The organism is Microbacterium sp. 22296, from assembly GCF_052045385.1.
Taxonomy (GTDB): Bacteria; Actinomycetota; Actinomycetes; order Actinomycetales; family Microbacteriaceae; genus Microbacterium.
In genome coordinates this window covers 274,484-301,281 of the sequence record NZ_JBQEOS010000001.1, presented here as the reverse complement: position 1 = coordinate 301,281, position 26,798 = coordinate 274,484, and the positions used below count along the sequence as shown (strand labels likewise).

General features: G+C 70.3%; 27 protein-coding genes and 1 pseudogene. 6 read left to right on the top strand and 22 right to left on the bottom strand.

Translation table 11 applies throughout. The features are described 5' to 3' along the window. Nucleotides 1-9 precede the first annotated feature (9 nt). From pyrH to rpsB, 3 genes are all read right to left on the bottom strand, one after another. Nucleotides 10-726: a UMP kinase gene (gene pyrH / locus ACTJJP_RS01450; RefSeq protein WP_440773275.1), complete on the bottom strand. Its 717-nt coding sequence runs from the start codon at nt 724-726 to the stop codon at nt 10-12. 132 nt (nt 727-858) lie between these two features. Continuing rightward, complete coding sequence (gene tsf, locus ACTJJP_RS01445) at nt 859-1,686, bottom strand: translation elongation factor Ts (protein WP_440773274.1); 828 nt, start codon at nt 1,684-1,686, stop codon at nt 859-861. 155 nt (nt 1,687-1,841) lie between these two features. Beyond that, nucleotides 1,842-2,747: a 30S ribosomal protein S2 gene (gene rpsB / locus ACTJJP_RS01440; RefSeq protein ID WP_440773273.1), complete on the bottom strand. Its 906-nt coding sequence runs from the start codon at nt 2,745-2,747 to the stop codon at nt 1,842-1,844. Nucleotides 2,748-3,051: 304 nt separating this feature from the next. On the opposite strand from rpsB, the gene ACTJJP_RS01435 reads away from it, so the two are divergent. After that, nucleotides 3,052-3,525, top strand: a complete 474-nt coding sequence (locus ACTJJP_RS01435) for a murein hydrolase activator EnvC family protein (RefSeq protein WP_440773272.1) — start codon at nt 3,052-3,054, stop codon at nt 3,523-3,525. A gap of 150 nt (nt 3,526-3,675) precedes the next feature. On the opposite strand, the gene ACTJJP_RS01430 is transcribed toward ACTJJP_RS01435, so the two are convergent. The 10 genes from ACTJJP_RS01430 to ACTJJP_RS01385 form a co-directional block, all read right to left on the bottom strand. Further along, the gene (locus ACTJJP_RS01430; RefSeq protein WP_440773271.1) at nt 3,676-4,266 is read right to left on the bottom strand and encodes a hypothetical protein; all 591 of its coding nucleotides are present in this window, start codon (nt 4,264-4,266) and stop codon (nt 3,676-3,678) included. Between the two features lie 349 nt (nt 4,267-4,615). Next, nucleotides 4,616-5,581, bottom strand: coding sequence for a tyrosine recombinase XerC (locus tag ACTJJP_RS01425; RefSeq protein ID WP_440773270.1), 966 nt, complete (start codon nt 5,579-5,581; stop codon nt 4,616-4,618). Between the two features lie 98 nt (nt 5,582-5,679). Further along, nucleotides 5,680-6,852 (bottom strand): DNA-processing protein DprA, encoded by a 1,173-nt coding sequence (gene dprA, locus ACTJJP_RS01420; RefSeq protein WP_440773269.1) that lies wholly within the window; start codon nt 6,850-6,852, stop codon nt 5,680-5,682. Beyond that, the gene (locus ACTJJP_RS01415) at nt 6,849-8,372 is read right to left on the bottom strand and encodes a YifB family Mg chelatase-like AAA ATPase (RefSeq protein ID WP_440773268.1); all 1,524 of its coding nucleotides are present in this window, start codon (nt 8,370-8,372) and stop codon (nt 6,849-6,851) included. The genes dprA and ACTJJP_RS01415 overlap by 4 nt, the downstream gene beginning before the upstream one ends. Then, nucleotides 8,369-8,731, bottom strand: coding sequence for a YraN family protein (locus ACTJJP_RS01410; RefSeq protein ID WP_440773267.1), 363 nt, complete (start codon nt 8,729-8,731; stop codon nt 8,369-8,371). Before ACTJJP_RS01410 ends, ACTJJP_RS01415 begins: the two co-directional genes overlap by 4 nt. A 91-nt stretch (nt 8,732-8,822) precedes the next feature. Then, nucleotides 8,823-9,146 (bottom strand): DUF2469 family protein, encoded by a 324-nt coding sequence (locus tag ACTJJP_RS01405; protein ID WP_055836674.1) that lies wholly within the window; start codon nt 9,144-9,146, stop codon nt 8,823-8,825. A 122-nt stretch (nt 9,147-9,268) separates the two neighbouring features. Further along, nucleotides 9,269-9,922: a ribonuclease HII gene (locus tag ACTJJP_RS01400; RefSeq protein WP_440773266.1), complete on the bottom strand. Its 654-nt coding sequence runs from the start codon at nt 9,920-9,922 to the stop codon at nt 9,269-9,271. Further along, on the bottom strand, nt 9,919-10,668 hold the full coding sequence (gene lepB, locus ACTJJP_RS01395; protein ID WP_440773265.1) for a signal peptidase I: 750 nt from the start codon (nt 10,666-10,668) through the stop codon (nt 9,919-9,921). The genes ACTJJP_RS01400 and lepB overlap by 4 nt, the downstream gene beginning before the upstream one ends. 143 nt (nt 10,669-10,811) lie before the next feature. After that, entirely contained in the window at nt 10,812-11,159 is a 348-nt protein-coding gene (gene rplS, locus ACTJJP_RS01390) for a 50S ribosomal protein L19 (protein ID WP_267787110.1), read from the bottom strand. Between the two features lie 175 nt (nt 11,160-11,334). Next, nucleotides 11,335-11,826: an MFS transporter permease gene (locus ACTJJP_RS01385; protein ID WP_440773264.1), complete on the bottom strand. Its 492-nt coding sequence runs from the start codon at nt 11,824-11,826 to the stop codon at nt 11,335-11,337. 115 nt (nt 11,827-11,941) lie between these two features. On the opposite strand from ACTJJP_RS01385, the gene map reads away from it, so the two are divergent. Further along, nucleotides 11,942-12,724 carry a type I methionyl aminopeptidase gene (gene map, locus ACTJJP_RS01380; protein WP_440773263.1) on the top strand — a complete coding sequence of 261 codons (783 nt, stop codon included), beginning with the start codon at nt 11,942-11,944 and terminating at the stop codon, nt 12,722-12,724. A gap of 225 nt (nt 12,725-12,949) precedes the next feature. Here map and trmD read toward each other — a convergent pair whose 3' ends face one another. The 4 genes and pseudogenes from trmD to rpsP all read right to left on the bottom strand — a co-directional run bounded on the left by trmD (nt 12,950) and on the right by rpsP (nt 15,075). Continuing rightward, nucleotides 12,950-13,639: a tRNA (guanosine(37)-N1)-methyltransferase TrmD gene (gene trmD / locus ACTJJP_RS01375; RefSeq protein WP_440773262.1), complete on the bottom strand. Its 690-nt coding sequence runs from the start codon at nt 13,637-13,639 to the stop codon at nt 12,950-12,952. 145 nt (nt 13,640-13,784) lie between these two features. After that, nucleotides 13,785-14,426 (bottom strand): annotated as a pseudogene (gene rimM, locus ACTJJP_RS01370) (ribosome maturation factor RimM); the annotation flags it as partial. Beyond that, nucleotides 14,426-14,656, bottom strand: coding sequence for an RNA-binding protein (locus tag ACTJJP_RS01365; RefSeq protein WP_058231430.1), 231 nt, complete (start codon nt 14,654-14,656; stop codon nt 14,426-14,428). The gene ACTJJP_RS01365 and the pseudogene rimM, both read right to left, overlap by 1 nt. 5 nt (nt 14,657-14,661) lie before the next feature. Next, entirely contained in the window at nt 14,662-15,075 is a 414-nt protein-coding gene (gene rpsP / locus ACTJJP_RS01360; RefSeq protein WP_115917985.1) for a 30S ribosomal protein S16, read from the bottom strand. Between the two features lie 233 nt (nt 15,076-15,308). Here rpsP and ACTJJP_RS01355 point away from each other — a divergent pair, with 233 nt between their 5' ends. Together ACTJJP_RS01355 and ACTJJP_RS01350 are read left to right on the top strand one after the other, a co-directional pair. Beyond that, nucleotides 15,309-16,472: a glutamate--cysteine ligase gene (locus tag ACTJJP_RS01355; protein ID WP_440773261.1), complete on the top strand. Its 1,164-nt coding sequence runs from the start codon at nt 15,309-15,311 to the stop codon at nt 16,470-16,472. Between the two features lie 48 nt (nt 16,473-16,520). After that, a complete protein-coding gene (locus tag ACTJJP_RS01350) occupies nt 16,521-17,264 on the top strand; it encodes an SGNH/GDSL hydrolase family protein (protein ID WP_440773260.1) in 744 nt (247 codons plus the stop codon). A gap of 22 nt (nt 17,265-17,286) precedes the next feature. Here the strand turns inward: ACTJJP_RS01350 and ffh are convergent, their stop codons facing one another. Both ffh and ACTJJP_RS01340 read right to left on the bottom strand, forming a co-directional pair. After that, nucleotides 17,287-18,831 carry a signal recognition particle protein gene (gene ffh, locus ACTJJP_RS01345; RefSeq protein ID WP_440773259.1) on the bottom strand — a complete coding sequence of 515 codons (1,545 nt, stop codon included), beginning with the start codon at nt 18,829-18,831 and terminating at the stop codon, nt 17,287-17,289. A gap of 205 nt (nt 18,832-19,036) precedes the next feature. Beyond that, nucleotides 19,037-19,585: a TetR/AcrR family transcriptional regulator gene (locus ACTJJP_RS01340; RefSeq protein WP_440773258.1), complete on the bottom strand. Its 549-nt coding sequence runs from the start codon at nt 19,583-19,585 to the stop codon at nt 19,037-19,039. A 64-nt stretch (nt 19,586-19,649) separates the two neighbouring features. On the opposite strand from ACTJJP_RS01340, the gene lipB reads away from it, so the two are divergent. Together lipB and lipA are read left to right on the top strand one after the other, a co-directional pair. Beyond that, complete coding sequence (lipB, locus tag ACTJJP_RS01335; RefSeq protein WP_440773257.1) at nt 19,650-20,288, top strand: lipoyl(octanoyl) transferase LipB; 639 nt, start codon at nt 19,650-19,652, stop codon at nt 20,286-20,288. Next, nucleotides 20,285-21,319 (top strand): lipoyl synthase, encoded by a 1,035-nt coding sequence (lipA, locus tag ACTJJP_RS01330; protein ID WP_440773256.1) that lies wholly within the window; start codon nt 20,285-20,287, stop codon nt 21,317-21,319. Before lipB ends, lipA begins: the two co-directional genes overlap by 4 nt. Before the next feature lie 66 nt (nt 21,320-21,385). Here the strand turns inward: lipA and ACTJJP_RS01325 are convergent, their stop codons facing one another. The 3 genes from ACTJJP_RS01325 to smc form a co-directional block, all read right to left on the bottom strand. After that, entirely contained in the window at nt 21,386-21,886 is a 501-nt protein-coding gene (locus tag ACTJJP_RS01325) for a DUF2004 domain-containing protein (RefSeq protein WP_440773255.1), read from the bottom strand. 140 nt (nt 21,887-22,026) lie between these two features. Beyond that, nucleotides 22,027-22,899 carry a signal recognition particle-docking protein FtsY gene (ftsY, locus tag ACTJJP_RS01320; RefSeq protein ID WP_055954091.1) on the bottom strand — a complete coding sequence of 291 codons (873 nt, stop codon included), beginning with the start codon at nt 22,897-22,899 and terminating at the stop codon, nt 22,027-22,029. Between the two features lie 4 nt (nt 22,900-22,903). After that, nucleotides 22,904-26,449, bottom strand: a complete 3,546-nt coding sequence (smc, locus tag ACTJJP_RS01315; RefSeq protein WP_440773254.1) for a chromosome segregation protein SMC — start codon at nt 26,447-26,449, stop codon at nt 22,904-22,906. Nucleotides 26,450-26,798 lie beyond the last annotated feature (349 nt).

Below are 26,798 nucleotides of genomic sequence, written 5' to 3'. Positions count from 1 at the left end.
CGCGGCGCGTCACGCGGTGACGAGCGTTCCCATCGTCTCGCCCAGCAGCGCGTCGGTGACGTTGCCGGGCTCCATGCCGAACACGCGCATGTCGATGCCGTTGTCCATGCAGAGGCTGAACGCGGTGGAGTCCACGACCTTCAGTCCCTTCTGCAGGGCGTCGCGGTAGGTGATGTGGTCGAGCTTCGTGGCGGAGTCATCGGTGCGCGGGTCGGCGGTGTAGACGCCGTCGACACCGTTCTTGGCGACGAGCACCTCGGTCGCTCCGATCTCGAGCGCGCGCTGGGCGGCGACGGTGTCGGTCGAGAAGTACGGCAGTCCTGCGCCGGCGCCGAAGATGACGACGCGGCCCTTCTCGAGGTGGCGCACGGCGCGACGCGGGATGTAGGGCTCGGCGACCTGCGTCATCGAGATGGCCGACTGCACGCGCGTGGCGGCTCCGGCCTGCTCGAGGAAGTCCTGCAGGGCGAGGGCATTCATCACCGTGCCGAGCATTCCCATGTAGTCGGCTCGTCCGCGGTCCATGCCGCGCTGGCTGAGCTCGGCGCCGCGGAAGAAGTTGCCTCCACCGACCACGATCGCGATCTCGACCCGGTCGACGGCCTGGGCGATCTCACGGGCGATCTGACTCACGACATCCGGGTTCACGCCCAACTGGCCGCCCCCGAACGCCTCCCCCGACAGCTTCAGCAGAACTCGGCGGCGCTTGCTGGCCTCATCGATCACGTGTGGTGTCCTCTCGTCTTGAACAAACTATCCCGCGCACGTTTCCGACGCGCGTCCGCAGCGGTCGGGCGGAAGCCCGGGCAGGAAAAAGGCCCGGGATGCCGTGGCATCCCGGGCCCTGTCATGCGCGAGTTACGCGCCGACCTTGAAGCGGGCGAAGTCGGTCAGGGTGAGACCGGCGTCGGACGCGACCTTCGCGACGGACAGCTTGTTGTCCTTCGCGTAGTCCTGGTCGAGCAGCGAGACCTGCTTGAAGAACGCGTTCACGCGACCCTCGACGATCTTCGGCAGCGCGGCCTCGGGCTTGCCCTCGTTGCGGGAGATCTCGGTGACGATCTCGCGCTCCTTGTCGACGTCGGCCTCGGGCACGGCGTCACGGGTGAGGTACGAGGGGTTCGCGAACGAGATGTGCTGCGCGATGGAGCGAGCGGTCTCGGCGTCGTCACCGGTGTAAGCGAGGACCACACCGACCTGCGGGGGCAGGTCCTTGCTGGTCTTGTGCAGGTACACCTCGAACTTGTCGCCCGAGATCGTGCGCACGCGACGCAGTTCGACCTTCTCGCCGATGATGGCGGCCTCGTCGGAGATGAGCTGCTCGACGGTCTTGCCGTCGGCGTCGGCGGCCAGGGCCGTCTCGACCGAGTCGGCGCCCGCGGCGGCGGCCGCGTCGACGACCTTGTCGGCCAGAGCGATGAACCGGTCGTTCTTGGCGACGAAGTCGGTCTCGCAGGCGAGTTCGAGAAGCGTCACGGAACCGTTGGTCTCGCGAGCGGCGACGAGGCCCTCGCTCGTGGAACGGTCGGCGCGCTTGGCGTTGCCCTTCGCACCCTTGAGGCGCAGGATCTCGACGGCCTTCTCGACGTCGCCGTCAGCCTCTTCGAGCGCCTTCTTGGTGTCGACCATGCCGGTGCCGAGCTGCTCGCGCAGCGCCTTGATGTCGGCGATCGTGAAGTTTGCCATGGTGTGGCGGTCTCCTTGTCGTTTTTGTTCTCGATGTGAGCCCGGCGGGGTCGTGTCACCTCCCTCATGCGAGGGGGGCGGTCACGACCCCGCCGGATCGTAGCCTGTGCGGGTGACGCGCCGTTCACGCGATGGTGAACCGGGCGTCGCGCGGCTTACTTGCTGTCGGTGGCCTCGGCGTCGGCGACCTCGGTGGTGGCCTCGTCCGACTCGGCGGCGACGGTCTCGTCGTGAGCCTCGGCGGCGGCGTCGTCGGCGGGCGACTCCGTTGCAGCCTCGGTGGTCTCGGCGTTCGTCTCGGCGGGCGTCTCGAGCAGCTCGCGCTCCCACTCGGCGAGGGGCTCGGCGGCCTCGTCCTCACCGGCGGGCTGGTGTCGCTGGATGAGGCCCTCGGCGGCGGCGTCGGCGATGATGCGCGTGAGCAGGCTCACCGAGCGGATCGCGTCGTCGTTGCCGGGGATCGGGTACTGGAACTCGTCGGGGTCGGCGTTCGTGTCGAGGATGCCGATCACGGGGATGCCGAGCTTCTTGGCCTCGTCGATCGCGAGGTGCTCGCGCTTGGCGTCGACGACCCAGATGGCCGACGGGGTCTTCTGCAGGTTGCGGATTCCACCGAGCGACTTGTGCAGCTTGTCGAGCTCGCGCTTCTTGAGCAGCAGCTCCTTCTTGGTGAAGCCGCTCTCGGCCGGGTTCTCGTAGTCGAGCTCCTCGAGCTCCTTCATGCGGGCGAGGCGCTTGGACACCGTCTGGAAGTTGGTGAGGAGGCCACCGAGCCAGCGCTGGTTGACGTAGGGCTGGCCCACGCGGGTCGCCTGCTCGGCGAGGACTTCCTGAGCCTGCTTCTTGGTGCCGACGAAGAGGATCGTGCCACCGTGCGCGACGGTCTCCTTGACGAACTCGTACGCCTTGTCGATGTAGCCCAGCGACTGCTGCAGGTCGATGATGTGGATGCCGGAGCGCTCGGTGAGGATGAAGCGCTTCACCTTCGGGTTCCACCGGCGGGTCTGGTGTCCGAAGTGAACGCCGCTGTCGAGCAGCTGGCGGATGGTGACGACGGCCATGGTCGTACTCCTGTTTCTGGGCGCTTGCGCGCCGTGGTTACGGTTATTCGCGTCAGGCGGTTCGTCTGACGAGCCTGGTGCCCGGCGCACACCCGCCACCCGCCGAAGCGGAGGACCATGGGGTGTGGATGCCGCGCGGTGCGTCGTTCGCGAGAACGACACGGTGCGCAATGGGCACGCGGAGTCATCCCGACATGCGGGATGCATCCCCCAGCATACAGGACCCTTCCTCCCCACCGTGTGCCGGTCCCCCGGCCGTGTCGGGGCCGCGCGCCACCGAACCCGCGCGCGACAGACTGCCCCGATGATCACGGCATCTCTTCGTTCCCTTGCGGCGCTCGCGACGCTCCTGCTCGCGTTGCCCGATCCGCTTGCGGGTCTCGGATGGGTCTGGCCGGTGGAGCGCGTGCAGGTCGTCCGCGCGTACGAGGCCCCGGCCCACGAGTACGGCCCTGGCCACCGGGGGATCGATCTCGCGTCCGGTGAGGTCGTCCGCTCCCCCACCGACGGATATGTGGCGTTCGCGGGCGAGGTGGCCGGTCGCCCGGTGCTGACCATAGATCACGGCGGCGGGCTGGTGACGACGCTCGAGCCCGTGGCATCCGATCTCGCCGTCGGAGACGTCGTCGCGCGGGCGGCACCGGTCGGCCGGCTCGCGGTGGGCGGACACACCGCGCCGGGGACCCTGCACTTCGGGGTGCGCCGGGACGGGGAGTACATCAACCCGATGCGGTTGCTCGGCGGCGTACCTCGGGCGGTGCTGCTGCCGTGCTGCTGACTCCCGCGACCCGTCGAGCCCCGCCCGGGACGGGGCGTCGGCGACCGCGCGAGGTGCCGCGCACACAGGAGGGGGTGCCGACGACCAGGGTGCCGGAGACCGCGGGAGATACCCCGCACGGGCCGAGGTGCCGACGACCGCGCGAGCTTCTCAGCGGATCGTGTTGCCGCTGCCCGACACGACCGCCGAACCGACCCCGCCTCCGGAACGGACGACGTTGTCGTGTCCGCGGACGGTGACCGAGGGAATGCCCGTCACCGCCTCGGTGGTCGTGCGGTCGCCGACGATCTCGATGCGTGCGATACCGGCCGCCGAAGTCACCTCACCGTCGTCTCCCTCGACGCGCACCTCGTCGGCGCCGGCGATGTGCACGCGGATCCGGTCACCCGTGATGCGGAGGGCTCCCACGCCGGCCGCGGACGCGTCGACCGCGAGCTCGGAGCCGGTGACGGTCAGCTCTACGCAGGTGCCCGTGACGAGGAACGACTGATCGGCGCCCGAGACGAGCTGACTGCCTCCGTCGCCGCAGTCGAGAGCGACGGCATCGGACGGCGAGGATGCCACGGGTGGAGGAGGGAGTGGGGTCTCCGTCGCCGACGGGGCGGTGGTCTGGGCGACCTGCCCGTCGGGGATCGACGGCGGACGCGACTCGGCCGAGCGCGGGGCGCCGACGAAGATGCACCCGGCCAGAAGGGTGGTGAGGGCGACCGCACCGGAGAGTGCGAGGAGGCGCCTGTGCATGACCTCACGGTAGGCCGGGACCGAGGCGCTCACCAGGGGGACGGCTCCCCCGACCGATCGGCGCGGTGGGGTGGGTCGTTCGGGAGCGATTCGGTCGGTGAGATCCCGCGGGTGAGGTGACCGAGCGGGCATCCTCGGCCAACGGGCGAGTCGCGCGCGCGGGCGTGCCGGCCGCACAGGAGGGTGATGGCAGCACGTCTCGTGCGCAGGGAGACCAGCCGCACGAGAGGCGGGCGCGGCTGAGCGTCAGGCGCAGGGGCTACTGACCGCGCGGGCGGCGGTGGCTGCGCGTCCGGCGACCGGTGTCGAACGCACGGGCCGCCCGGGAAGGGGGTGGGATGGCTGAGCGTCAGGCGCGCGGGTGCGCCAGCCGGTAGGCCTCGCGCAGGCGTTCCGCCGAGACGTGCGTGTAGATCTGCGTGGTGCCGAGGCTCGCGTGCCCGAGGATCTCCTGGACGGCCCGCAGGTCGGCTCCCCCGTCGAGCAGGTGCGTCGCGGCCGAGTGGCGAAGGGCGTGAGGCCCGAGCACGTCGGTGCCGACGAGCGGCGCGACCGTCCGCGACACGAGCGTGTGGACGGCCCGCGGACCCAGTCGGGCCCCTTTCGCCCCCAGGAACACCGCGCGCTCGTCACCGGTCGCCGGGAGCCGCCGGGGTTGCGATGCTGTCTCGCCCGCGCGGTCATCGTGCAGGGCCGCCTGTCGACGCGCCACGAGCACGGGACGACCGCGCACGAGATACGCCTGCAGAGCGCGCTCCGCCGGGAGACCGAACGGCACGACTCGCTCCTTGTCGCCCTTCCCGCGCAGCTGAAGGGTCCGCCGTTCGTGGTCGATGTCGCCGGTGTCGAGTCCGCAGATCTCCGATACCCGGGCGCCCGAACCGTACAGCGCCTCGAGGATCGCATGGTCGCGCAACGCGATCGCGTCCCCGCTCTCCGCGGCCGCGGCGGCGACCGAGAGCACGTCGTCGAGCGCGTCGGCGGTCGCCACGGTCGGCAGGGTGCGCCCGCGCTTGGGTGAGACCATGCGCTGCGAGGGATCGGCCGGCACCAGCCCCTGTTCCACGGCCCACCCGAACATCCCCCGTACCGTCGAGGTCCGTCGGGCGGACGTCGCCTTGGCCTGCCCGGTTTTCGTCGCCTGCCACTGCCACTCGCGAAGATCATCGACCTCGACGCGAGTGATGTCGCGGTCGCCCACAGCCCGGACGAGGTCGGCGAGATCCGCCCGGTAGGCGCGGACCGTCGCGGGCGACAGGCGCCGCACGTCGGCAATGTGGGTCAGGTAACCCTCGACGACCTCCGACGTACGCATTCGTCCACAATGCCCCGGGGGCGCTCGGATACGTCTCCCACGCGCCGCGGCCCCGCGACAAGAACCGGCCGATGCACCGCCCACGGTGGAGCACACCCTCACCCCGTTCGTCGTCTTCCGGCGGTGTCTCGCGCGACGGTCCGCCACGCGCCGTCGTCGTCGCGGACCACCCGACCTTCCAGCTCGGCGAAGCCCAGCAAGATGGCCGCCTCGTCGGGCGCGAGCCCGCTGCGGCGCGCGACGTCGTCGGATGAGCGTCCCGTGCGGGGCGACAGGGCGTCGAGTAGGCGAGTGGTGGCGTCGGTCCGCGTCTGCTCGGATGCCGGCGGAGGCGGCCCCCCGGCGCCGAGCATCTCGAGCACATCAGCCGCCGAGGTCACGCACACGCCGTCGTATTCCCGCAGCACGCGGTGGCATCCCGCCGAGGCGGCACTGGTCACCGGCCCCGGGACAGCGCCGAGCGGTCGCCCGAGGGTCGCCGCGTGGGCAGCCGTGTTCAACGAACCGCTTCGCCAGCCCGCCTCGACCACGACGACCGCGTCGGACATCGCGGCGATGAGGCGGTTCCTGCTCAGGAAGCGCCATTTCGTGGGCGCGGCTCCGCACGGTGTTTCGCTCCACACGGCCCCCGTGGCGGCGATTCGAGAGAGGAGGGCCTCGTGACCGCGAGGGTAGGGACGATCGACGCCCCCGGCGAGGAAAGCGACTGTCGCTCCGCCCGCGGACAGGGCGGCTCGATGGCAGGCGCCATCGATGCCGTAGGCCGCACCCGAGACCACCGCGACACCCGCTGTCGCCAGGTCTGCCGCCAGATCGGCCGCCACACCCTCGCCGTAGGCCGTCGATGCGCGGGCGCCCACCAGGGCGACGGCGGGGTGTTCGGCATCCGCCGCCACGCCACGTCGCCAGAGCGCGAGTGGCGCGTGGGGGCCGAGGTCGTCGAGACGCGCGGGCCACGCCGCATCTCCGGGCACGACGAGGGACGCCCCGCACCGCCGGGCGGCGTCGAGCACCGCGTCGACGGCGCCCGGCTGCCCCCGCGGCACCCAGCGTGCTCGCGCCCGGCGCACCTCGGGATCGGTGGAATCGTCGATCCGGTGCAGAGCCTCGATCGCCCCGTGCTCGGCCACCAGCGCCCCGGCCACGCCGTCGCCCGGCTCGACGAGCACGCTCCACACGGCCCTCGCGTACGCATCTTCGGCGGACGTCTGCTCCTCACCGCGCAGCCCCCGCACCGCCGTTCTCGCCGCGGCCTCATCGATCGGGATCACGCGACCGCCCCCTGCCGGAGGTAGAGCGCTCGTCCGACGTCGTCGAGCCGGAGCCCGTCGTGGCCCGCGAGGTCGGCAACGGTCCAGGCGACGCGCAGCAGACGGTCGTAACCGCGGAGCGTCAAAGACCCACGGCGAAGGGCCGTGTCGAGAGGCCGGAGCACCTCCGGCGGCGGAGCTGCCGGACCCCTCAACCAGGTGCCGGGCACGTCGGCATTTCGACGCCACGCCGTCGATGACCACCGGCGCGCGGCACGTGCCCTCGCCTCGGCGACCCGGCCCCGCGCCTCAGCGGAACTGACGACGCGCGCCGAGCCTTCCTGGCGGGCCGACGACACACGATGCAGTCGCAGGTCGATGTCGATGCGATCCAGAAGCGGGCCCGACAGGCGCCGGGTGTAGCGGCGGATCGCCTGCGGCGGGCACTCGCACACACCCCCGGGGACGCCGTACTGGCCGCACGGACACGGATTCGTCGCGACGACCAGCTGGAATCGCGCGGGATACGTCGCGGCGATACCCGATCGGTGCACCTGGATCGTGCCGCTCTCGAGCGGCTGCCGCAGCGCGTCGAGCACGGAAGCGGGGAACTCCCCACCCTCGTCGAGGAACAGCACGCCCTCGCTGGCGCGAGCGATCGCCCCCGGGCGGACGACGCCGGATCCGCCGCCGATGAGCGCGGCCGTCGTCGCGCCGTGATGCGGACTCTCGAAGGGCGGAGTACGCGAGAGCCGCGTCACGGTGTCGCCCGCGAGCGATCGGACCGAGGCGACCGACAGGGCCGCCTCGTCGTCGAGAGGCGGGAGGATGCCGGGGAGCCGACGCGCGAGCATCGTCTTGCCCGCGCCCGGCGGCCCGCTCATGAGCAGGTGGTGACCACCCGCGGCCGCGACGATCAGAGCGTCGACCGCCTCGGGCTGCCCGACGACATCGGCGAGATCGAGCGGATTCTCGTCGAGAGCGGCGTTCGTCGACGCCTCCACGGCGACGAGCTCGGCGGCATCGCTGCTCCCTCCGTGCCACCGCACGACCTCGGCGAGGCAGGCGGCCGCGAACACCTCGACGCCATCGACGAGCCGTGCCTCGGCGGCATTCGCAGTCGGCACGACGATCCTGCGGTGCCCCGCTCGCTGCGCCGCGATGACCGACGGCAGGACGCCGGGGACCGGACGCAGCCGTCCGTCGAGACCCAGCTCACCGACGTGGACGGTCGTCGCGACGCGTGCGGCGTCCATTTCCACGGACGTCGCCAGAGCGGCGACCGCGATCGCCACGTCGAAGCCGGACCCGCGTTTCGGAAGACTGGCCGGCGACAGGTTGACCGTTATGCGCCGCTTGGGCAGATCGAGTCCGCGGTTCGTGCAGGCGTTTCGTACGCGTCGCCCCGCTTCGCCGAGCGCCTTGTCGGGCAGGCCGATGATCGAGAACTCAGGCGTCTGCGACGAGACGTCCGCCTCCACCTCGACGAGGTCGCCACGCAGGCCGGACAACGCCACCGCCCACGTGCGCGCGACGGTCACAGGGCGTCCTCGAGGTGCTCGAGGCGGGCCGTCGACGGATCGCCGCCGATCAGCCCGATCGCGTCGACCCGGAGCCGCCGACCTCGCGCGAGATCGGGGTGCGCCGCGAGCCACGCCATCGCCAGCCGCCAGAGCCGCGTCGCCTTGCGCTTGTCGATCGCCTCGAACGGGTGCCCGTAGTCTTCGCTGCGTCGGGTCTTCACCTCCACGACGACGAGGGTGTCGTCGCGCTCGGCGATGATGTCGATCTCGCCCTGAGTGCACCGCCAATTGCGCGCGATGATGCGGTACCCGTCGCCTGTCAGGTAGGAGACGGCACGGTCTTCCCCGGCTCGGCCGAGGTCGTCTTTCGCTGCCATGCCCGAGAGCGTGGCATCCGGATCCCCCGGCTCGCGGGCCGACCGGGCTCATCCGTGGAGAGCGGGGAGAGACGCGCCCTGGGGAGGAGCCTCAGTTGTCGAGCGACAGTTCGTCGGGCAGCTGGAAGTCGTGCCGCGAGAGCTCTTCGACGTTCACGTCCTTGAACGTGAGCACCCGCACCGACTTCACGAAACGATCGGCCCGGTAGATGTCCCACACCCACACGTCGGTCATCGAGATCTCGAAGTAGAAGTCGTGCTCGGTGTCGCGGCGCACCACGTTGACGTCGTTCGCGAGATAGAACCGACGCTCGGTCTCGATCACGTAGGTGAACTGGCGCACGACATCGCGGTACTCGCGGTACAGGGCCAGCTCGAGTTCGCGGTCGTAATCCTCGAAGACGTCGTCATCCATGGTCTTTCCATCCTAGGCGCGCACCACGACCCGGGCAGCATGGGGTCGCTCGCCCGGGCGCGTCCCCGGCGGACACGGGCGACGAGCCCGCCCGGCTGTCGGCCAGCGCCGCGGTCACCCGATCAGAACAGTGTCGGCGCAGCCGCGATCGCCCAGGAGTGACGGTGATGCACGCTCATGCCGTGCGCGGTGATCGCGTCGCGGTGGTCGATGCTGGCATAGCCCTTGTTGCGCGCCCACCCGTAGGCGGGGAGGTCGTCGTGCAACCCCGTCATCAGCGCGTCGCGCGCGACCTTGGCGATCACGGATGCCGCGGCGGCGCTCGCGCAATCGCGGTCGGCCTTGATCACCGGCCTCACCGTCAGACCCGACTCCCCCGCGGGGGTGATGTAGTCGTGGTTGCCGTCGAGGATTACCAGCGCCTCTTCGGGCACCACGCCGTGCGCGCGGAGGTCCGCGATGGCCCGGACGGCGGCGAGACCGAGCGCTCGGATGATGCCGATCTCGTCGATCTCGACGGAGCTCGCCCACCCCACGGCGCTGTGCTGCACGAACGCCGCGGCGCGGGCGGCCACCTCGGGGCGGCGCGCCTCGGGTACGAGCTTGGAGTCCCGCAGGCCCAGGGGCACCCGTTTGCGGGAGCGCGCCGGGTCGATCACCGCCGCACCGACCGCCACCGGCCCGGCCAGCGCACCGCGGCCGACCTCGTCGCACGCGATGACAATCGCGTGCTCTTTCAGCACGCGACGCTCGAGGGTCAGGGTGGGGTCGATCACTGCGCGCCCGGCGCGGGAACCCCCGCGAACACCTCGTGATGGAAGTCGATGAGGCCGAAGCGCGTGAACGGCCACGTGATGAGGAACGCGCGGCCCACCACGTTGTCGACGGGCACGAAGCCCTGGTTTGGCTGATCCTGGTTGAAACGCGAGTCGCGCGAGCTGTTGCGGTTGTCGCCCAACACCCAGAGCGACCCCTCCGGCACGGTCACGTCGTACGGCACCGGTTCGGGCGACGTCGCCCCCGGGGCGAGGCGCACGTAGCTCTCGTCGATGGGGACGCCGTTGACGGTCGTCTGCCCCAACGCGTTGCAGCACACCACGTGATCGCCCCCGGTGCCGATGACGCGCTTGATGAGATGGTCGTCGCTGTCGGGAGCCGAGAGGCCGAACAGCGAGAGAATCCAATCGGCTCCCTCGACGACGGGGGAACGCTCCTCGACGGGCCGGGAGGGGAGCCAACCGCCCGGGTCGCGGAAGACCACGATGTCTCCGCGGGAGTACTCCCCGAAGCGGGGAGTCAGCTCGTCGACGAGGATGCGGTCCTTGATGAGGAGCGTGTTCTCCATCGACGCCGACGGGATGTAGAACGACCGCACGACGAACGTCTTGACGAGGAACGACACCAGCAGCGCGATCACGATGATGACGATCAGGTCGCGGAAGAATGCCCCCCATCCGCGGCGACGCCGCGCGGGAGCGGCCGTGTCCGTGGCATCCGGGGTCGAGGCGGTCTGGTCGCTCATGTGTTCCTTCACCGGGTTCGTCGCACGCCGACCGAACCGCACAGACCAGGGTCGCACACCCGGATGCCGCGCGATGACCGTGTCGCCCGCGAAAACGCCGAACGCCCCGCGGGTGAACCCACGGGGCGTTCGAGAGAGCGGACTCAGCGGTCGCGCTTCTCCTTGATCTTGGCCTTCTTGCCGCGGAGGCTGCGGAGGTAGTAGAGCTTCGCACGACGCACGTCACCGCGGGTCACGACCTCGATGTGGTCGATCACGGGGCTGTGGACCGGGAAGGTGCGCTCGACGCCGACCTGGAAGCTGACCTTGCGGACGCAGAAGGTCTCGCGCACGCCGTCGCCCGAGCGGCCGATGACGACGCCCTGGAAGACCTGGATACGCGAGCGGTTGCCCTCGGTGATGTTGACGTGCACCTTGACGGTGTCGCCGGGGCCGAAGGTGGGGATGTCGGAGCGGAGCGAGGCCGCGTCGACGGAGTCGAGGATCTGCATGATCGTCACTTCCTGCGACCGCCACAGGTCGATCGCACGATAAAGGGGAAAAGGATGAGGCGTGCCCGAGGCCGCGGATGCGACGTGACTCCCCTGAGGCAGAGCCGGTCAGGGCACAATCGACTATTCTGCCACGCCGGAGCCACCCTGCCAAAACGGCCGGCCCGTCTCGTGGTCAGTCGGCGCGCCGGTTCTCCGGGACGACGATGACCTCGCCGGCCACCGGCGACGGTGTCCGATCGGCTGCCGGAGGGATGTAGGCCGTCCCGTCGGTGGTGTGCAGCACCGTCACCACGCCGCGTGCCTCGTTCCACAGCTGCGCGAGCGACGACCAGAACAGCAGCAGAGCACCGACGATCGACAGGACGAGCAGGGGGAAGAACACCCGCGAGTCGAACAGGCCGAGCGCGATGATCACGAGGTGCCAGACGCCGAGGCCCGCGAGATCGCGCCACGACACGGCACGTGTCTCGCGGACGCTCGCTCGGGCGCGGATCACCAGTGACAGCAGCAACTGGGAGACGAACACCGCCGGCACGGCCACGAACAACCACAGCAAGGCCCATCCGCTGCCACCCGAGAACACGATCCAGCCGACGAAGAGCCACAGCGGCAGGACGAAGGCGGCCGGGAACAACCAGCGGAGGAACAGACGGCGCAGCACCATGAGCCGATGCTAGAGCGCGTCGATGTGCGGCGCCTTTGAGAATCCCCTGGCGCAGCGGCACCACGGCATCCGGTATCCGTCGGCGAGAATGGAGGTTCCACGAGAGGATTCACCCATGATCGAACTGCGTACGCCGGCCGAAATCGATGCGATGCGACCCGCGGGGCGCTTCGTTGCGGAGGTGCTGGCGACGCTCCGCGATGAGACGAAAGTCGGCACCAACCTGCTGCATCTCGACCGCCGCGCGCACGACATGATCCGCAAGGCCGGTGCCGAGTCCTGTTACATCGACTACCACCCGTCGTTCGGCGCGAGCCCCTTCGGCAAGGTGCTGTGCACCTCGATCAACGACGCGGTCCTGCACGGTCTCCCCCACGACTACGTGCTGCGCGACGGCGACCTCGTCTCGCTCGACTTCGCCGCCTCCGTCGACGGGTGGGTCGCGGACTCCGCCGTCTCATTCGTGGTCGGCACCGCACGCGACGAAGACCTCGCGCTCATCGACACGACGCAGCGAGCTCTCGCCGCCGCCATCGACCACGCGACGGTCGGCAACAAGATCGGCGACATCTCCGCCGCCATCGCCACCGTCGCCCACGCCGAGGGACTCTCGATCAACACCGACTTCGGCGGGCACGGCGTCGGCCGCACCATGCACGGCGACCCGCACGTCGCCAACGACGGCAAGGCCGGGCGCGGCTACCCCCTGCGGGCCGGCCTGGTCGTCGCGCTCGAGCCGTGGTTCCTGCACACGACCGACGAACTGGTCACCGACCCCGACGGCTGGACGCTGCGCAGCGCCGACGGATCGCGGGGCTCCCACTCCGAGCACACCGTCGCGATCACGCCGGACGGGCCGATCGTGCTCACGGACCGGTCGTTCCTGGGCGTCGACTGACGGACGCCCCGGGAGTTCGCGCGACGGTCTCCGGATGCCACGGCCCCGCGGTCACGGCATCCGAGACGTCCGCCCCGGCCGCTGCCGCCCGCCCGGGGAACGACGCCTGTTTCTCGCTGCATCCGCACGGAAAACCGCGAGCGATCCACCGATCCGCGAGATCGACGCCTCGCACACCCCCGCCCCGAGCTCCGGATGCCGCGGAGAGGGAGAAACCCGGGCGCGTCAGTCGGGCAGCAGGTCGGGCCGGCGCTCGCGCGTGCGAACGAGCTGCTGCTCGCGGCGCCACGTCGCCACCGCGCCGTGGTTGCCGCTCAGCAGCACCGGCGGCACCTCGCGCTCGCGCCACACGGCGGGCTTGGTGAACGACGGGTACTCCAGCAGGCCGTCTTCGTGCGACTCTTCGACGAGGCTCTCGGGATTGCCGACGACGCCCGGGATGAGCCGGCCGATCGCCTCGACCATCGCCATGACGGCGACCTCTCCCCCGTTGAGGACGTAGTCGCCGAGGCTGAGGAGGCGGACGTCGCCCAGCTCGGCGGCGTAGTCGAACACACGCTCATCGATGCCCTCGTAGCGTCCGCAACCGAACACGAGGTGGGGAGCGGTCGAGAGCTCGCGGGCGGTGGCTTGGGTGAAGCGCTCACCGGCGGGCGAGGGGAAGACGATCACCGGGCGCTCGACGGCATCGCGGGTCACGGCGTCGAGCGCCTCACCCCACGGTCCGGGTTTCATCACCATGCCGGCGCCCCCGCCATACGGCGTGTCGTCGACGGTGCGATGACGATCGTGCGTGTGATCGCGGAGGTCGTGGATGTGCACGTCGAGCAGACCGCTCTGCCGCGCCTTCCCGAGGAGCGACACCTCGAGGGCATCGAAGATCGTGGGGAAGATCGACACGACGTCGATGCGCACGTCAGTCCTCGCGGGTGCGGGAGTCTGCGTCGGCGGACTCGGCGTCGACGGACTCTGCGTCGGCGGACTCGGCGTCGACGGACTCTGCGTCGGCGGACTCGGCGTCGTCGGATGAAGCGGCTTCGTCGAGGGACTCCGCCTCATCATCAGATGGCGCACCGCCCTCGTCGTCGGACGTGTCGGTGATGCCGGTGGGCTCGGGCTCGTCGTCGGCCTCGGCCGGCAGCTCTTCGAAGAGGCCCGCGGGCGGGGTCACCACGACCCGGCCTCCGGCGATGTCGACCTCGGGCACGATGGCGCTCACGAAGGGCACGAGTACCTCGCGGTCTTCACCGGAGGGGCGCACGATGAGAAGGTCTTGCGCGGGGAAGTGATCGACCCGCGCGACCCGCCCGATGACGGCGCCGTCGCGCACGACGTCGAGACCGACCAACTGGTGGTCGTACCAGGCGTCTTCTTCGGTCGGGGCGGCCTCGGTGTCCTGGTCGATCCAGAGGATCGCCTTCACGAGGGCCTCGGCCGACGTGCGGTCGTCGACGCCCTCGAAGAACACGACGGGGTGCGAGTTCATCCAGCGGAACTCGCGGACCGTCAGCTGGCGGCCGTGCCAGGGCGAGGATTCGGGAACCTGCAGGGTGAACGAGCTGCCCGCCACGAAACGACCGTCGGGGTCATCGGTGTACAGCTCGAGCTTGAACGCGCCCTTGAGGCCGTGGGCCTTGACGAGGCGTCCGACGCGGAGCTGGGTGTTGGCAGGCTGGAAGCCCGCCACGTCGCCGGTCGCCATCAGTCGTCGGCGACGTCGACGCGCACGCGGCGACCGTCGGCGAGAGCGGTGATGAGCGTACGCAGCGCCTTGGCGGTGCGTCCGCCGCGCCCGATCACGCGACCCCGGTCATCGGGGTGCACGCGAACCTCCAGCACGTCTCCGCGAGGAGAGGTGCTGGAACGGATGGTCACGGCGTCGGGGTGATCGACGATCCCCTTGACGACGTGTTCGAGCGCGGCAGACAGCACGAGGATTACTCTGCCGAGGTCTCGGCGGCGTCCTCAGCGGGCGCCTCCGCGGGGGCTTCGGCCTTCTTCTCGGCCTTGGGCTTCACAACCGACTTCTTCGAGGCGTCGGCCTCGAACGCGGCCTTGGGCTCGCGCACCTTGACGGTGGAGACGGCGTCCTTGTCGCCCTTGAACTTGCCCCAGTCGCCCGTGAGCTTGAGGATGGCGGCGACCTGTTCGGTGGGCTGCGCGCCGACCGACAGCCAGTACTGCGCCCGCTCAGAGTCGACCTCGATGAACGAGGGCTCCTCGGTCGGGTGGTACTTGCCGATCTCCTCGATGACACGACCATCGCGCTTGGTGCGCGAGTCGGCGACGACGATGCGGTAGTAGGGCGCGCGGATCTTTCCGAGGCGCTTGAGACGGATCTTGACAGCCACGATGACTCCTGATGATGAAAACGAACGAACCGAACGCCTGGAGAGTGGGGTGCACACCCGGCGGAAGCTCAAAAGGGGGGACCGCCACTGGATAGAGGGTCGAGTGGTGGGTCCGACCCTCTATTCTGCCAGATCCTTTCGCCTTGCCGTGACAGGCGACGCGAAACGACACGGTACGTCGCGCAGAGTAGCGGAGCGTCCCCCCACGAGAGCACCGTGTCAGACTGGGCCGCATGAGGCTGCCGTTCGCTGCATCGACGCGTTCGTCCGTGGGTCTGGAGTGGGAGCTCATGCTCGCCGATCGCGAGACGGGCGATCTCGTCCCCCGCGCTCCCGAGATCCTCGACCATCTCGAGGACAAGACCGCGCTCGAGCGTTTCACCGTCACCGGCGAACTGCTGACGAACACCGTCGAGGTCACCAGCGGCGTCGGGCACACCGTCGCCGAGGCGGTCGATGACATCGCGGATGCCATCGGCGCCCTGCGCGAACAGACCGAGCCGCGCGGGGTCGAGATCCTGTGCGCCGGCAGTCACCCGTTCGCGCAGTGGTTCGACCAGCGGGTCACCGACAAGACGCGCTACCACACGCTCATCGAACGCACCCAGTGGTGGGGGCGCAACATGATGATCTGGGGCATCCACGTGCACATCGGCGTCGACGACGTCGAGAAGGTGATGCCGATCGTCAACGCCCTGAACGTCTACCTCCCCCACCTGCAGGCGCTGTCGGCCTCGAGTCCGTTCTGGGCGGGTGAACGCACCGGCTATGCGTCGAACCGCGCGCTCGTGTTCCAGCAGCTCCCCACCGCGGGCCTGCCGTGGCAGCTCGCGAACTGGGAAGCGTTCGAGGACTACCTCGACGACATGGTGCGCACGGGCGTGATGGCGGATGCCAGCGAAGTGCGCTGGGACATCCGTCCGGCGCCGAGGTGGGGCACGGTGGAGATCCGGGCGTGCGACGGCATGTCGACCCTCCCCGAGCTCGCGGCGGTCGCCGCTCTCGCTCAGACCCTCGTCGAGCATTTCTCGCGTCTCCTCGACGAGGGGCGGGAGCTGCCCGGCATCCCGCCCTGGTACGCCCGCGAGAACAAGTGGCGCGCCGCCCGCTACGGCCTGGACGCCCGGGTGATCGTGGATCGCTCGGGGACGCAGCGCCCGGTGGTGGAGCACCTGCGCGAGACGATGGAGGAGCTCGCCGACATCGCGCTGGAGCTGAAGTGCGCGAGGGAGTTCGCCAGCCTCGAGACCATCCTCGCCACCGGCGGGAGCTCGGCGCGTCAGATCGCGGTGGCCGAAGCCGCCGACGGCGACCTGCGCGAGGTCGTACAGCACCTGATCCGCGAGTTCCGCGGCGGCCCGACGCTGCGCGAGCACCTGGCCGCGCTGCGGGTCTGAGTCGTCTTTCGACGCCGGCTCATAGGCGCCCGCTCGTAGGATCGCGTCATGTTCTCCGGACGCAGCGCTCCGGCCGTCTCGCTGGCGGCCCTCTCCGCTGCGGTCGTGGTCCTGCTCGCGGGCTGCGCGGGTGAGCCCGTCACCGCCGTCACCACCGTCTCCGCCACCCCGCGATTCGCGCCCGCGCGGCTCGCGGCATCCCCCTCCCCCGTACCGTCGTCGAGCGCCACCCCCTCCGAGCGAGTGGTCACCCTCGGCGACTCGGTGATGTCGGGCTTCGGCCTCACGGCGCGGGACGCGTGGCCGCGGCTTCTCGCCCAGCGGACCCACCTCTCGCTCGTCAACCTCGCGTGCCCCGGTATGGGCTTCGTGGTGGAGGGCGATTGCGGAACGCCGTACGCCGGACTCGTGCCCGCGGTGGCCGCCCTGCAGCCCGATCTCATCGTCGTGGAGTCGTCCAGCAACGATTTCTGGCAGGACGCGGACGAGATCCGGTTCGAGACCGCCGACACCGTCCAGCGCCTGCACGACGCCGCGCCCGATGCGCTCATCGTCGGCCTCAGCACCATCTGGAGCGATGATCCCGAGGTGCCCGACGACACCGCGGTCACCTCCGACGCGCTGCGCGACGCGGTGGAGACGGTCGGCGGCACCTATATCGACATCGGTCAGCCGCTGGTCGGACACCCCGAATGGATGCAGAGCGACGACGTGCACCCGACCGCCGGCGGACAGCGGGCGATCGAAGAAACGGTGGCGTCGGCCCTGCGCGACGCCTCCGTGCTGCCCTGAGTCCGAGCTCCGTGCAGCGGGGTCAGCCCCGGCCCAGCATCTTCTGCAGCTCGGCGAGGTCGGCCTCGCTCGGCGCCGCCTGGCCGCCCAGGCCGAAGCCCGAACCCGTTGCGGGTGCCGCCGCGGCGATACCGGCGTTCTCGGCCGCGCGCTTGGCCGGATTGCCGGAGCGCGATCCCTTCGCCTTCTGCTGCTTCCCGCGCTTCGACGACGCGCCGGGCTTGCCGCCGACCGGACCCATGCCGGGGATGTTGGGCACACCGCCGCGGGCGACGGTCTTCATCATCTTGGCGGCCTGATCGAAACGCTGCACCAGCTGGTTGACGTCGGTGACGGTCATTCCCGAGCCCCGCGCGATGCGCAGGCGCCGTGAGCCGTTGAGGATCTTGGGGTTGCGTCGCTCGACGAGGGTCATCGAGCGGATGATCGCCTCGGTCCGGTCGATCTCGCGCTCGTCGAAGTCTTCGAGCTGCTGCTTCATGTTGCCCATGCCCGGGAGCATCCCGAGCATCTTCTTCATGGAGCCCATCTTCTTCATCTGCTGCATCTGCTGCAGGAAGTCCTCGAGCGTGAACGTCTCGGTCGCGAGCTTCTCGGCGACCGCCATGGCCTCGGCCTCGTCGAACGCCGACTGCGCCTGCTCGATCAGCGTGAGGATGTCACCGAGGTCGAGGATGCGGGATGCCATGCGGTCGGGGTGGAACGGCTCGACGTCGTCGAGCCCCTCACCGGTCGAGGCGAAGATGATGGGGCGACCGGTGACCGAGGCGACCGAGAGCGCGGCGCCACCGCGGGCGTCGCCGTCGAGCTTCGACAGCACGACGCCGGTGAAGTCGACGCCGTCCTGGAAGGCCTTCGCCGTGTTCACCGCGTCTTGACCGATCATCGCGTCGATGACGAACAGCACCTCGTCGGGCTGCGTCGCCTTTCGGATGTCGGAGGCCTGCTTCATCAGCTCGGCGTCGACGCCGAGACGGCCGGCGGTGTCGATGATGACGATGTCGTGCTGATGGCGCGTGGCGTGCGCGACCCCGTCGCGCGCGACCTTGACGGGGTCGCCGACGCCATTGCCGGGCTCGGGGGCGTAGATCGTCGCTCCGGCACGCTCGGCGACGACCTGCAGCTGGTTCACGGCGTTGGGGCGCTGGAGGTCGCACGCGACCAGGAGCGGCGTGTGCCCGTCTTTCTCGAGCATCTTCGCGAGCTTGCCCGCGAAGGTCGTCTTTCCGGAGCCCTGCAGGCCCGCGAGCATGATGACGGTGGGAGGGTTCTTGGCGAACTGCAGACGTCGCTGCTGACCACCCAGGATGCCGATCAGCTCGTCGTTGACGATCTGCACGACCTGCTGCGCGGGGTTGAGGGCACGGTTGACCTCGTCACCGAGCGCGCGCTCACGGATGGCGGCGGTGAACTCCTTGACCACGGGAAGGGCGACGTCGGCGTCGAGGAGGGCGCGGCGGATCTCGCGCACCGTCCCGTCGACGTCGGCGGGCGTGAGCTGGCCCTTCTTCCGGAGGTTGCGGAAGGTCTCTGTGAGCCGGTCGGAGAGGGTGCCGAAAGTCGCCATGATGTGTCGAGTTTACGCGGGCTCCGCGGCGACCGCTGCCGTCGTTCCGGCCGGGTCGCGCGGCACAACCTCAGCGATCCGCGCGAGCTCAGCCCGACGACCCCGGATGCCACTGACCTCACGCGAATCACCGACCTCGCGCAACAGCGACCCGGCACCGTGCCGAGAGGCGCACGCACGACGCCAGAGGGGCGAGCGCGGCGCGTCACACGAGGGCGAGCGCCTCGGCGAGCACCTCGTCGAGGGGTCGCCCCGTCGCGGTACGGTCCGCCCACGACCACACCGCCGCCAGCACGGCGGCCGCCAGCGCGCCCGCGCGGACCTCGGCGAGCAGTCGCGGCATCCCCTCTCGCGCGAGACGGGCAGCGACGTGCTGCTGCAAACGGAACTGCCGCACGGCGCGATCACGGTCGAGCTCCGCGGCGATGCCCATGGCGTCGGCGTTGGTGATCGCCAGGGCGAGGGCGTCGGGCGTCAGTCCGCGGCCGATCGTCGCCAGCGCGGCGACGATGTCGGCGCCATCGTGGAGGAGCGCCACGCCTGCGGCGACCTGTTCGTCGAAACCCGACCAGAGCACATCGCTCTTCGCCGCGAAGTAGTTGAAGAAGCTCGAGCGACTCACCCCCGCGCGGCGTGTGATGTCGGAGACGCTGGTGGCGTCGTAGCCCTGCTCGAGGAACAACTCGCACGCCGCCTCCGAGAGCACCTCGCGCGAGGAGGCGCGCGGGCGTCCGCTGCGCGGTTCGGGGGTCACCGACTCAGACTAGACGGGTCGCCTGCGTGTATTGTTGGACGCAATCCAACATCGGAGGCGGTCGATGATCGACATCCACCAGGCGGGCCTCGCTCCGTCGTACGTGCCCTACCTCGACGGGTGGGCCCACCAGCGTCGCATCCATGCCGACGTCGTCGCTCACGAGCGGCCCGACACGTTGCTCCTGCTCGAGCACGAGGCCGTCTACACCGCCGGCAAACGCACCGAGGCGCATGAGCGACCCGACGATGGAACCCCCGTCATCGATGTGGACCGCGGCGGCAAGATCACGTGGCACGGCCCCGGTCAGCTCGTCGGCTACCCGATCCTCCGGCTGCCCGAACCGATCGACGTCGTCGCGCACGTCCGCCGGCTCGAGGCACTGCTCATCGACGCGCTGTGCGCGCACGGTGTCCACGGCTTCCGGGTCGACGGTCGCAGCGGCGTCTGGGTGCAGCGCCCCCTCGGCGTGGACAAGGTCGCGGCCATCGGTGTGCGCGTCGAGAAAGGCGTGACGATGCACGGATTCGCCGTCAACTGCGACAACTCGCTCGCCGGGTTCCGGCATATCGTCCCCTGCGGGATCACGGATGCCGGGGTCACGACCGTCAGCGAGGTGGTCGGCGCCGACGTCTGCCCCGCCGACCTCATTCCCGCGATCGAGCGCGTCTTCCGTGCCGAGTACGCGGCGGTGGCCGCGTGAGCGCCTGCGGGACCGGTAACACCGGGGCAGCGGCATCCACCGCTCCGAACGGACGGAAGCTGCTGCGCCTCGAGGTGCGCAACGCCGAGACGCCCATCGAGCGCAAGCCCGAATGGATCAAGACCAAGGCCAAGATGGGCCCCGAGTACACCGCCCTGCAGAATCTGGTGAAGACCGAGGACCTGCACACGGTCTGCCAAGAGGCCGGCTGCCCGAACATCTTCGAGTGCTGGGAGGACCGCGAGGCGACCTTCCTCATCGGCGGCTCGCAGTGCACGCGCCGGTGCGACTTCTGCCAGATCGACACGGGCAAGCCCGCGGACTACGACACCGACGAACCGCGTCGCGTCGCCGAGAGCGTCACCCGGATGCAGTTGCGCTACGCCACCGTCACCGGCGTCGCCCGCGACGACCTGCCCGACGAGGGCGCGTGGCTCCACGCCGAGACGGTGCGGCGCATCCATGCCGAGAACCCCGGCACGGGCGTGGAGATCCTCGCAACCGACTTCTCCGGCAACCCGGCACTGCTCGAAGAGGTGTTCTCGTCGCGACCCGAGGTGTTCGCGCACAACGTCGAGACGGTGCCGCGCATCTTCAAGCGCATCCGCCCGGCCTTCCGCTACGAGCGGTCCCTCGGCGTCCTGAGCGCGGCCCGCGATGCCGGTCTCATCACCAAGTCGAACCTCATCCTCGGGATGGGCGAAGAGCCCGAAGAGGTGGTCCAGGCCCTCGAAGACCTGCGCGCCGCGGGCACCGACATCATCACGATCACGCAGTACCTGCGCCCCACGCCCCGCCATCTGCCCGTGCAGCGCTGGGTGAAGCCCGCGGAGTTCGTCGAGTTCAAAGAGGAAGCCGAGCGCATCGGGTTCCTCGGCGTGCTCGCCGGTCCCCTGGTGCGCTCGTCCTACCGCGCCGGGCGCCTATGGGCGCAGTCGATGGTGTCAAAGGGGCAGCAGATCCCGCCGCACCTCGCCCACCTGGCCAAGGACATCGTCGACGCGGACGCCGGTTTCGCCCAGGCGGTGTGAGCCGCTTCACGCCCGCGTTTCCGGGGCGGAGTCGACGAGACGGATGCGGCAGGAGGTTACGCGCGCTCAGTCGGCGCTCGTGACCGACTGCACGTGACCGTCGGAGGCGAGGTTGACCAGCAGCACGTCGTCGGTGGCATCCGGATCGAGAGCGTACTCCAGCACCGCGAACGGATCGGCGCCCCCGTGCTCGTCGGCCAGGATGGTCATGCTCATCAGCTGCAGGGCTTTGATGACGTCGATGTGCGTGTCGCCGCTCACGTCCGTGAGCAGGTCTTCGAGTTCCTCGCCGAGCGTCGCCTGCTGCTGAAGGATGTACTCGGTCACCTCACTGGTGCGGGAGTCCAACTCGTTGACCATGGCGTTGCGGGCGGCGAGGTCGATGGACTCGAGCGACGAGACCATGGATGCCGCGACGTCGAGGGCCTCCACGGACACGTCGTCCTGATCGGGCGCCGTGAGATCGACGGTGACGCTCTGGTCGCCGAACTCCACGTTCTCACTCCAGAAGATCGACCCGTCGGGGCCGGATTCGAGGAGTCCGAAGAAGTCGTGCTCGATGGCCATGGGTCCATGTAAGCAGTCCGCCCGGTCTTCGGGAAGACGACCCGCCCGCGGCTCGCGGTGCGGTATGGGCATCGATTCGCGAGGCCGACCGCGCACGCGTTCCGGAGCGCGCTCGCACCCCGGGAGGAGCGAGACCGCGCTCAGTCGACGAGCGAGGCCGCGAACACGTGCGGCGTGAAGCCCGTCAGGTCGCCGATGCCCTCGCCCTGCCCGAGGAGCTTCACCGGGATGCCGGTGAGTTCCTGCACGGCGAGCACGAAGCCGCCCTTGGCCGACCCGTCGAGCTTGGTGAGCACGAGGCCCGTGACCCCCGCGCTGTCGAGGAAGGCCTGCGCCTGCATGAGACCGTTCTGCCCGGTCGTCGCATCCAGCACGAGGAGCACCTCGCTGATGGGCGCCTGCTTCTCGATCACGCGCTTGATCTTGCCCAGCTCGTCCATCAGGCCGCCCTTGGTGTGCAGACGCCCTGCGGTGTCGATCAGGACGATCTCGGTCGCGGTCTCCTTGGCGTGGGCGACGGTCTGGAAGGCGACGGATGCCGGGTCCTGACCCTCGTGCTGCGGGCGCACGATCGTCGCTCCCCCGCGCTCGGCCCACGTCGCGAGCTGGTCGACCGCCGCGGCGCGGAACGTGTCGGCCGCGCCGACGACGACCGTGCGGCCGTAGCGCTGGAGGAACTTCGCGAACTTGCCGATCGTGGTCGTCTTGCCCACACCGTTGACGCCGACGACGAGCACGACCGCGGGACGCTCGGTGAGACGCAGCGTGGTGTCGAACTTCGCGAAGTGCTCCTCGAGCGTCTCGCGGAGCATCCGCTGCAGGTCGCGCGGATCGGTGGTGCGGAAGCGCTCCACCTTCTCGCGCAACTCGTCGATGAGGCGCTCGGTGACGTCGGGGCCGAAGTCGGCGGTGAGCAACGCCGTCTCGAGATCGTCCCACGTCGTCTCGTCGATCGTGGGCTTGACGAACAACCCGCGCAGCGCGCGGCCCAACGACCAGGAGTTCTCAGCCATTGCTTCAGCTTACGGCCGCGGCCTCGACCGGGGCGGCGGCGCGGACGGCCGCACGATCCCCCACGCGCTGTCCGACCACGGCGGACACCCCGTCCTGACGCATCGACACCCCGTACAGCGCGTCGGCGATCTCCATCGTGCGCTTCTGGTGGGTGATGACGATGAGCTGACTGCTGGCGCGCAGCTTCTCGAACACGCCGAGGAGGCGTCCGAGATTGGCGTCGTCGAGGGCCGCTTCGACCTCGTCGAGGATGTAGAACGGGCTCGGCCGCGCGGTGAAGATGGACGTCAGGAACGCCACCGCCGCCAGCGACCGCTCACCGCCCGAGAGGAGCGACAACCGCTCGATCTTCTTGCCGACCGGACGCACGGCGACCTCGATGCCGGTGGTCAACGGCGACTCGGGGTCGGTGAGCGAGATACTGCCCGAACCCCCCGGGAAGAGGATGGGGAAGATCTCGGTGAAGGCGACGCGCGTGTCCTCGAACGCGGCGACGAAGATCGTCTGCATGCGTTCGTCGAGGTCGGCGATGATCGTCTGGAGGTCGGCGCGGGTCTGCTGGAGGTCGGCGAGCTGCTCGGTGAGGAAGGCGTGCCGCTGCTCGAGGGCCGCGAACTCCTCCAGCGCGAGCGGATTGACCCGGCCCAGCTGCGACAGCTTCCGCTCGGCATCCTGGAGCCGGCGCTTCTGAGCCACGCGGTCGAACGGGTCGCCGTCCCCCTCCCGGTCGACGGGAACGAGCTGATCGGGGCCGTATTCGGCGACGAGCACGTCTTCGTCGAGCGCGAGCTCGGACTGTACGCGCTCCAGCAGGCTCGTGACGTGCAACCTCTTCTCGTGCATCTGCAGTTCGAGGCCGTGCACACTCTCTGTGAGGCGCGCGAGACGCTCCCGCACGGCGGCTTCGTCGGCGCGAGCGCGGACGAGTTCTTCGGTGATCGCGGTGCGCGCGGACTCCGCCGCCGCGAGCTCGACGCGCGCCTGGCTGACCGAGCGGTCGACCGAGTCCAGCAGCGCGGGGAGGTGACCGGCGACCTCGGCGGCGACCTCGCGCTGCGCGCGCCGGACCACCGCGCGACGCGCGGCCTCTTCCGCGGCCGCGCGCTCGCGCTCGCGCTGCTGCTCGAGCTGGACGATGCGCGCCTCGCCCGCTCGCACGCGTTCCTTCAGCGCCTCGATGTCCAGACGTGCCCGCATCTCCGTCTCGCGCGCGGCGTCGACGTCTGCGGCCATACCCTCGCGCGCGGAGGCGTCGAGCAGAGGGCGCGGTGCCTCCAACGCGCGCTCGAGCGCGTCGGCGGCACGACGAGCGGCGTGCTCGGCCTCGGCGACCGCCGTCTCGGTCTGCGCGAGGCCCGCGGCGAGGCGGTCGCATTCCGCGACGGCCGCCTCGTGCCGCACCGTGACGCGATTGACCCTCTCGGCGTGGGCCGCCAGCGCGGCATCGTGGGCGCGCAACGTCGACAGGGCCTCTTTGGTGCGGTGGCGGGCGTCGGTGAGCGCGCGCTGCTCGTCGGTGAGGGCCTCGCGCAGGGAGTCCGCGATGACGACGATCTCATCGAGCCGTGCGGCTGCGGCGTCGCGCTCGGCGGCGAGCTCCAGCCGCGACCGCCCCGACCCCGAACCCGCACGGAGCGTACGGGACGTGGCGACCTCTCCGGCTCGGGTGACGACGGTGACGTCGGGGGGCAGAGACGCCTGCGCCTCGCGGAGGGCCGCGAGATCCTCGACGATCACCGTACGCCTCAGGATGCCGAGCACCCCTGGTGATGCGACCACCACGTCGATCGCCGGAACGGCCCCCGCCACCACGGTCGCCAGGTCCGCCGGGGCGACGTCCGGCGGGGCAGCGTCGGCGATGACGATCTCGACCACGCCGAGATCGCCCTCGTGCGCGTCACGTGCCGCGGCGAAGGCCGTCGCCGCATCGTCGACGAGCAGTCCCTCGGCGAGCGAGCCCAGGGCCGCGGCGATCGCGGCCTCGTATCCCGCCGTGACCTTGACGTCATCGCCCACGAGGCCGCGAACGCCCCGCCCGCCGGCGGCGAGCAGCTCGGCGGCGGCGTTGCGAAGGTCGAGAGCGCGGCCGAGCGCGGTCGTCTGCGCGCCGAGGGCGTCGCGCTCGCGCTCGGCCGCATGGAGGCGCTCACGCAGACCGGCGACCGTGGATTCGAGGTCGTTCGCGTCTCGCTGCGCCCGATCGTAGGCTGCGGCGTGCTCGGCGGTGGATGCCTCGGGCACGACGTCGGGGTCGAGCTCGGCGAGGGCGTGCTCGGTTTCGGCCCGACGGGTCAGGGCCGCATCCAGCGCACGCTGCTGCCGGTCGACACCGGCCCGGACCGCCGCGAGGGCGGAGTTCGCGGCATCCGCCGTGCCGCGGAGCGCCTGGAGCTTCAGGTCGTGCTCCGAGACGAGGGCGCTCTGTGCGGCGATGTCGACGTCGAGGGCATCGAGGTCGGCCCGTGCGCGCGCGACGGCACGAGCCGCCTCGGCCGCGGCATCCTGCGCGTCGCCGAGGCCGGCCGCGATGTCGTCGATCTCCGCCCGGACGTCGTCGATGGTGCTCTGCGACACGGTCGGCGCGAAGCCTGCGGCCTCGGAGCCGTCGTCCGTCAGCAGGGTGAGACGTTGACCGGCCAAGGAGTACAGGCCCCGCAGGCGCTCCTGCACCTGTTCGAGACCGAATGAGACGCTGCGCGCGCGGTCGACGGCTTCCGACCGCTGATCGTTCTCGAGTCGTTCGACGCGGCGACGAAGACCGTCGGCCTGTTCCTGCAGCCCGAGGCGCTCGGTGTGCCGCTCGCTCTCGGCGCGGGCGGCGTCGGCGAGCTGCGCGCGCAGCCGCACGAGGTCGTCGGCGTACAGGCGCGCCTTCGCATCCCGGACGACGGCGGCGATGGTCGCGGCCTCCCGCGCGATCTCGGCCTGCTTGCCGAGGGGCTTGAGCTGTCGACGCAACTCGCCCGCGAGATCGCTGAGGCGGGTGAGATTGGTCTCCATCGCCTCGAGCTTGCGCACGGTCTTCTCTTTGCGGCGCCGGTGCTTGAGAATCCCCGCGGCTTCTTCGATGAAGCCGCGGCGGTCCTCGGCGGTCGCCTGCAGCACCGTGTCGAGCCGGCCCTGACCGATGATGACGTGCATCTCGCGACCGAGGCCGGAATCGCTCAGCAGCTCCTGCACGTCGAGCAGGCGGCAGGTCTGACCGTTGATGGCGTACTCGCTGGCGCCGGTGCGGAACAGCGTCCGGCTGATGGTGACCTCGCTGTAGTCGATCGGCAGCGCACCGTCGCCGTTGTCGATCGTGAGCTGCACCTCGGCGCGCCCGAGCGGGCCGCGGGTCGACGTCCCGGCGAAGATGACGTCTTCCATCTTCCCGCCGCGCAGGGTCTTGGCGCCCTGCTCCCCCATGACCCACGCGAGCGCGTCGACGACGTTGGACTTACCCGAACCGTTCGGCCCGACGATGCAGGTCACACCGGGTTCGAGCGCGAAGGTCGTCGACTGGGCGAAGGACTTGAAGCCCTTGAGCGTCACGCTTTTCAGATGCATGCCACCCGCCTTCCCGCCCAGTCGAATCCTCGCCTCACGCTAGTCGAGGATCCGCGGAAAACCGCGGTGGCGAGCCGCGTCCGCCCCCACGACGCGCCCGGAAGTCCGCGAATTCTGGGAAATCGCTTGACCTCCCGCGATGACCTCCGCTAGCGTCGGGGGTCGCAACCGACGTTGAAAGGAGGTCACACCATGATTCGCACCACTATCGGCTTCACCGCCACCGGCTTCGTCGCCGCCCCCGTGCTGTCCGCACCCGTCACCGGAGTGACCGCCGCCGTCGGCTCGCCCTCTCGTCTGGGCTGACCCGTCGCGTCGAGACGCCCCGCGTCTCCGCCTTCCGCGAGCC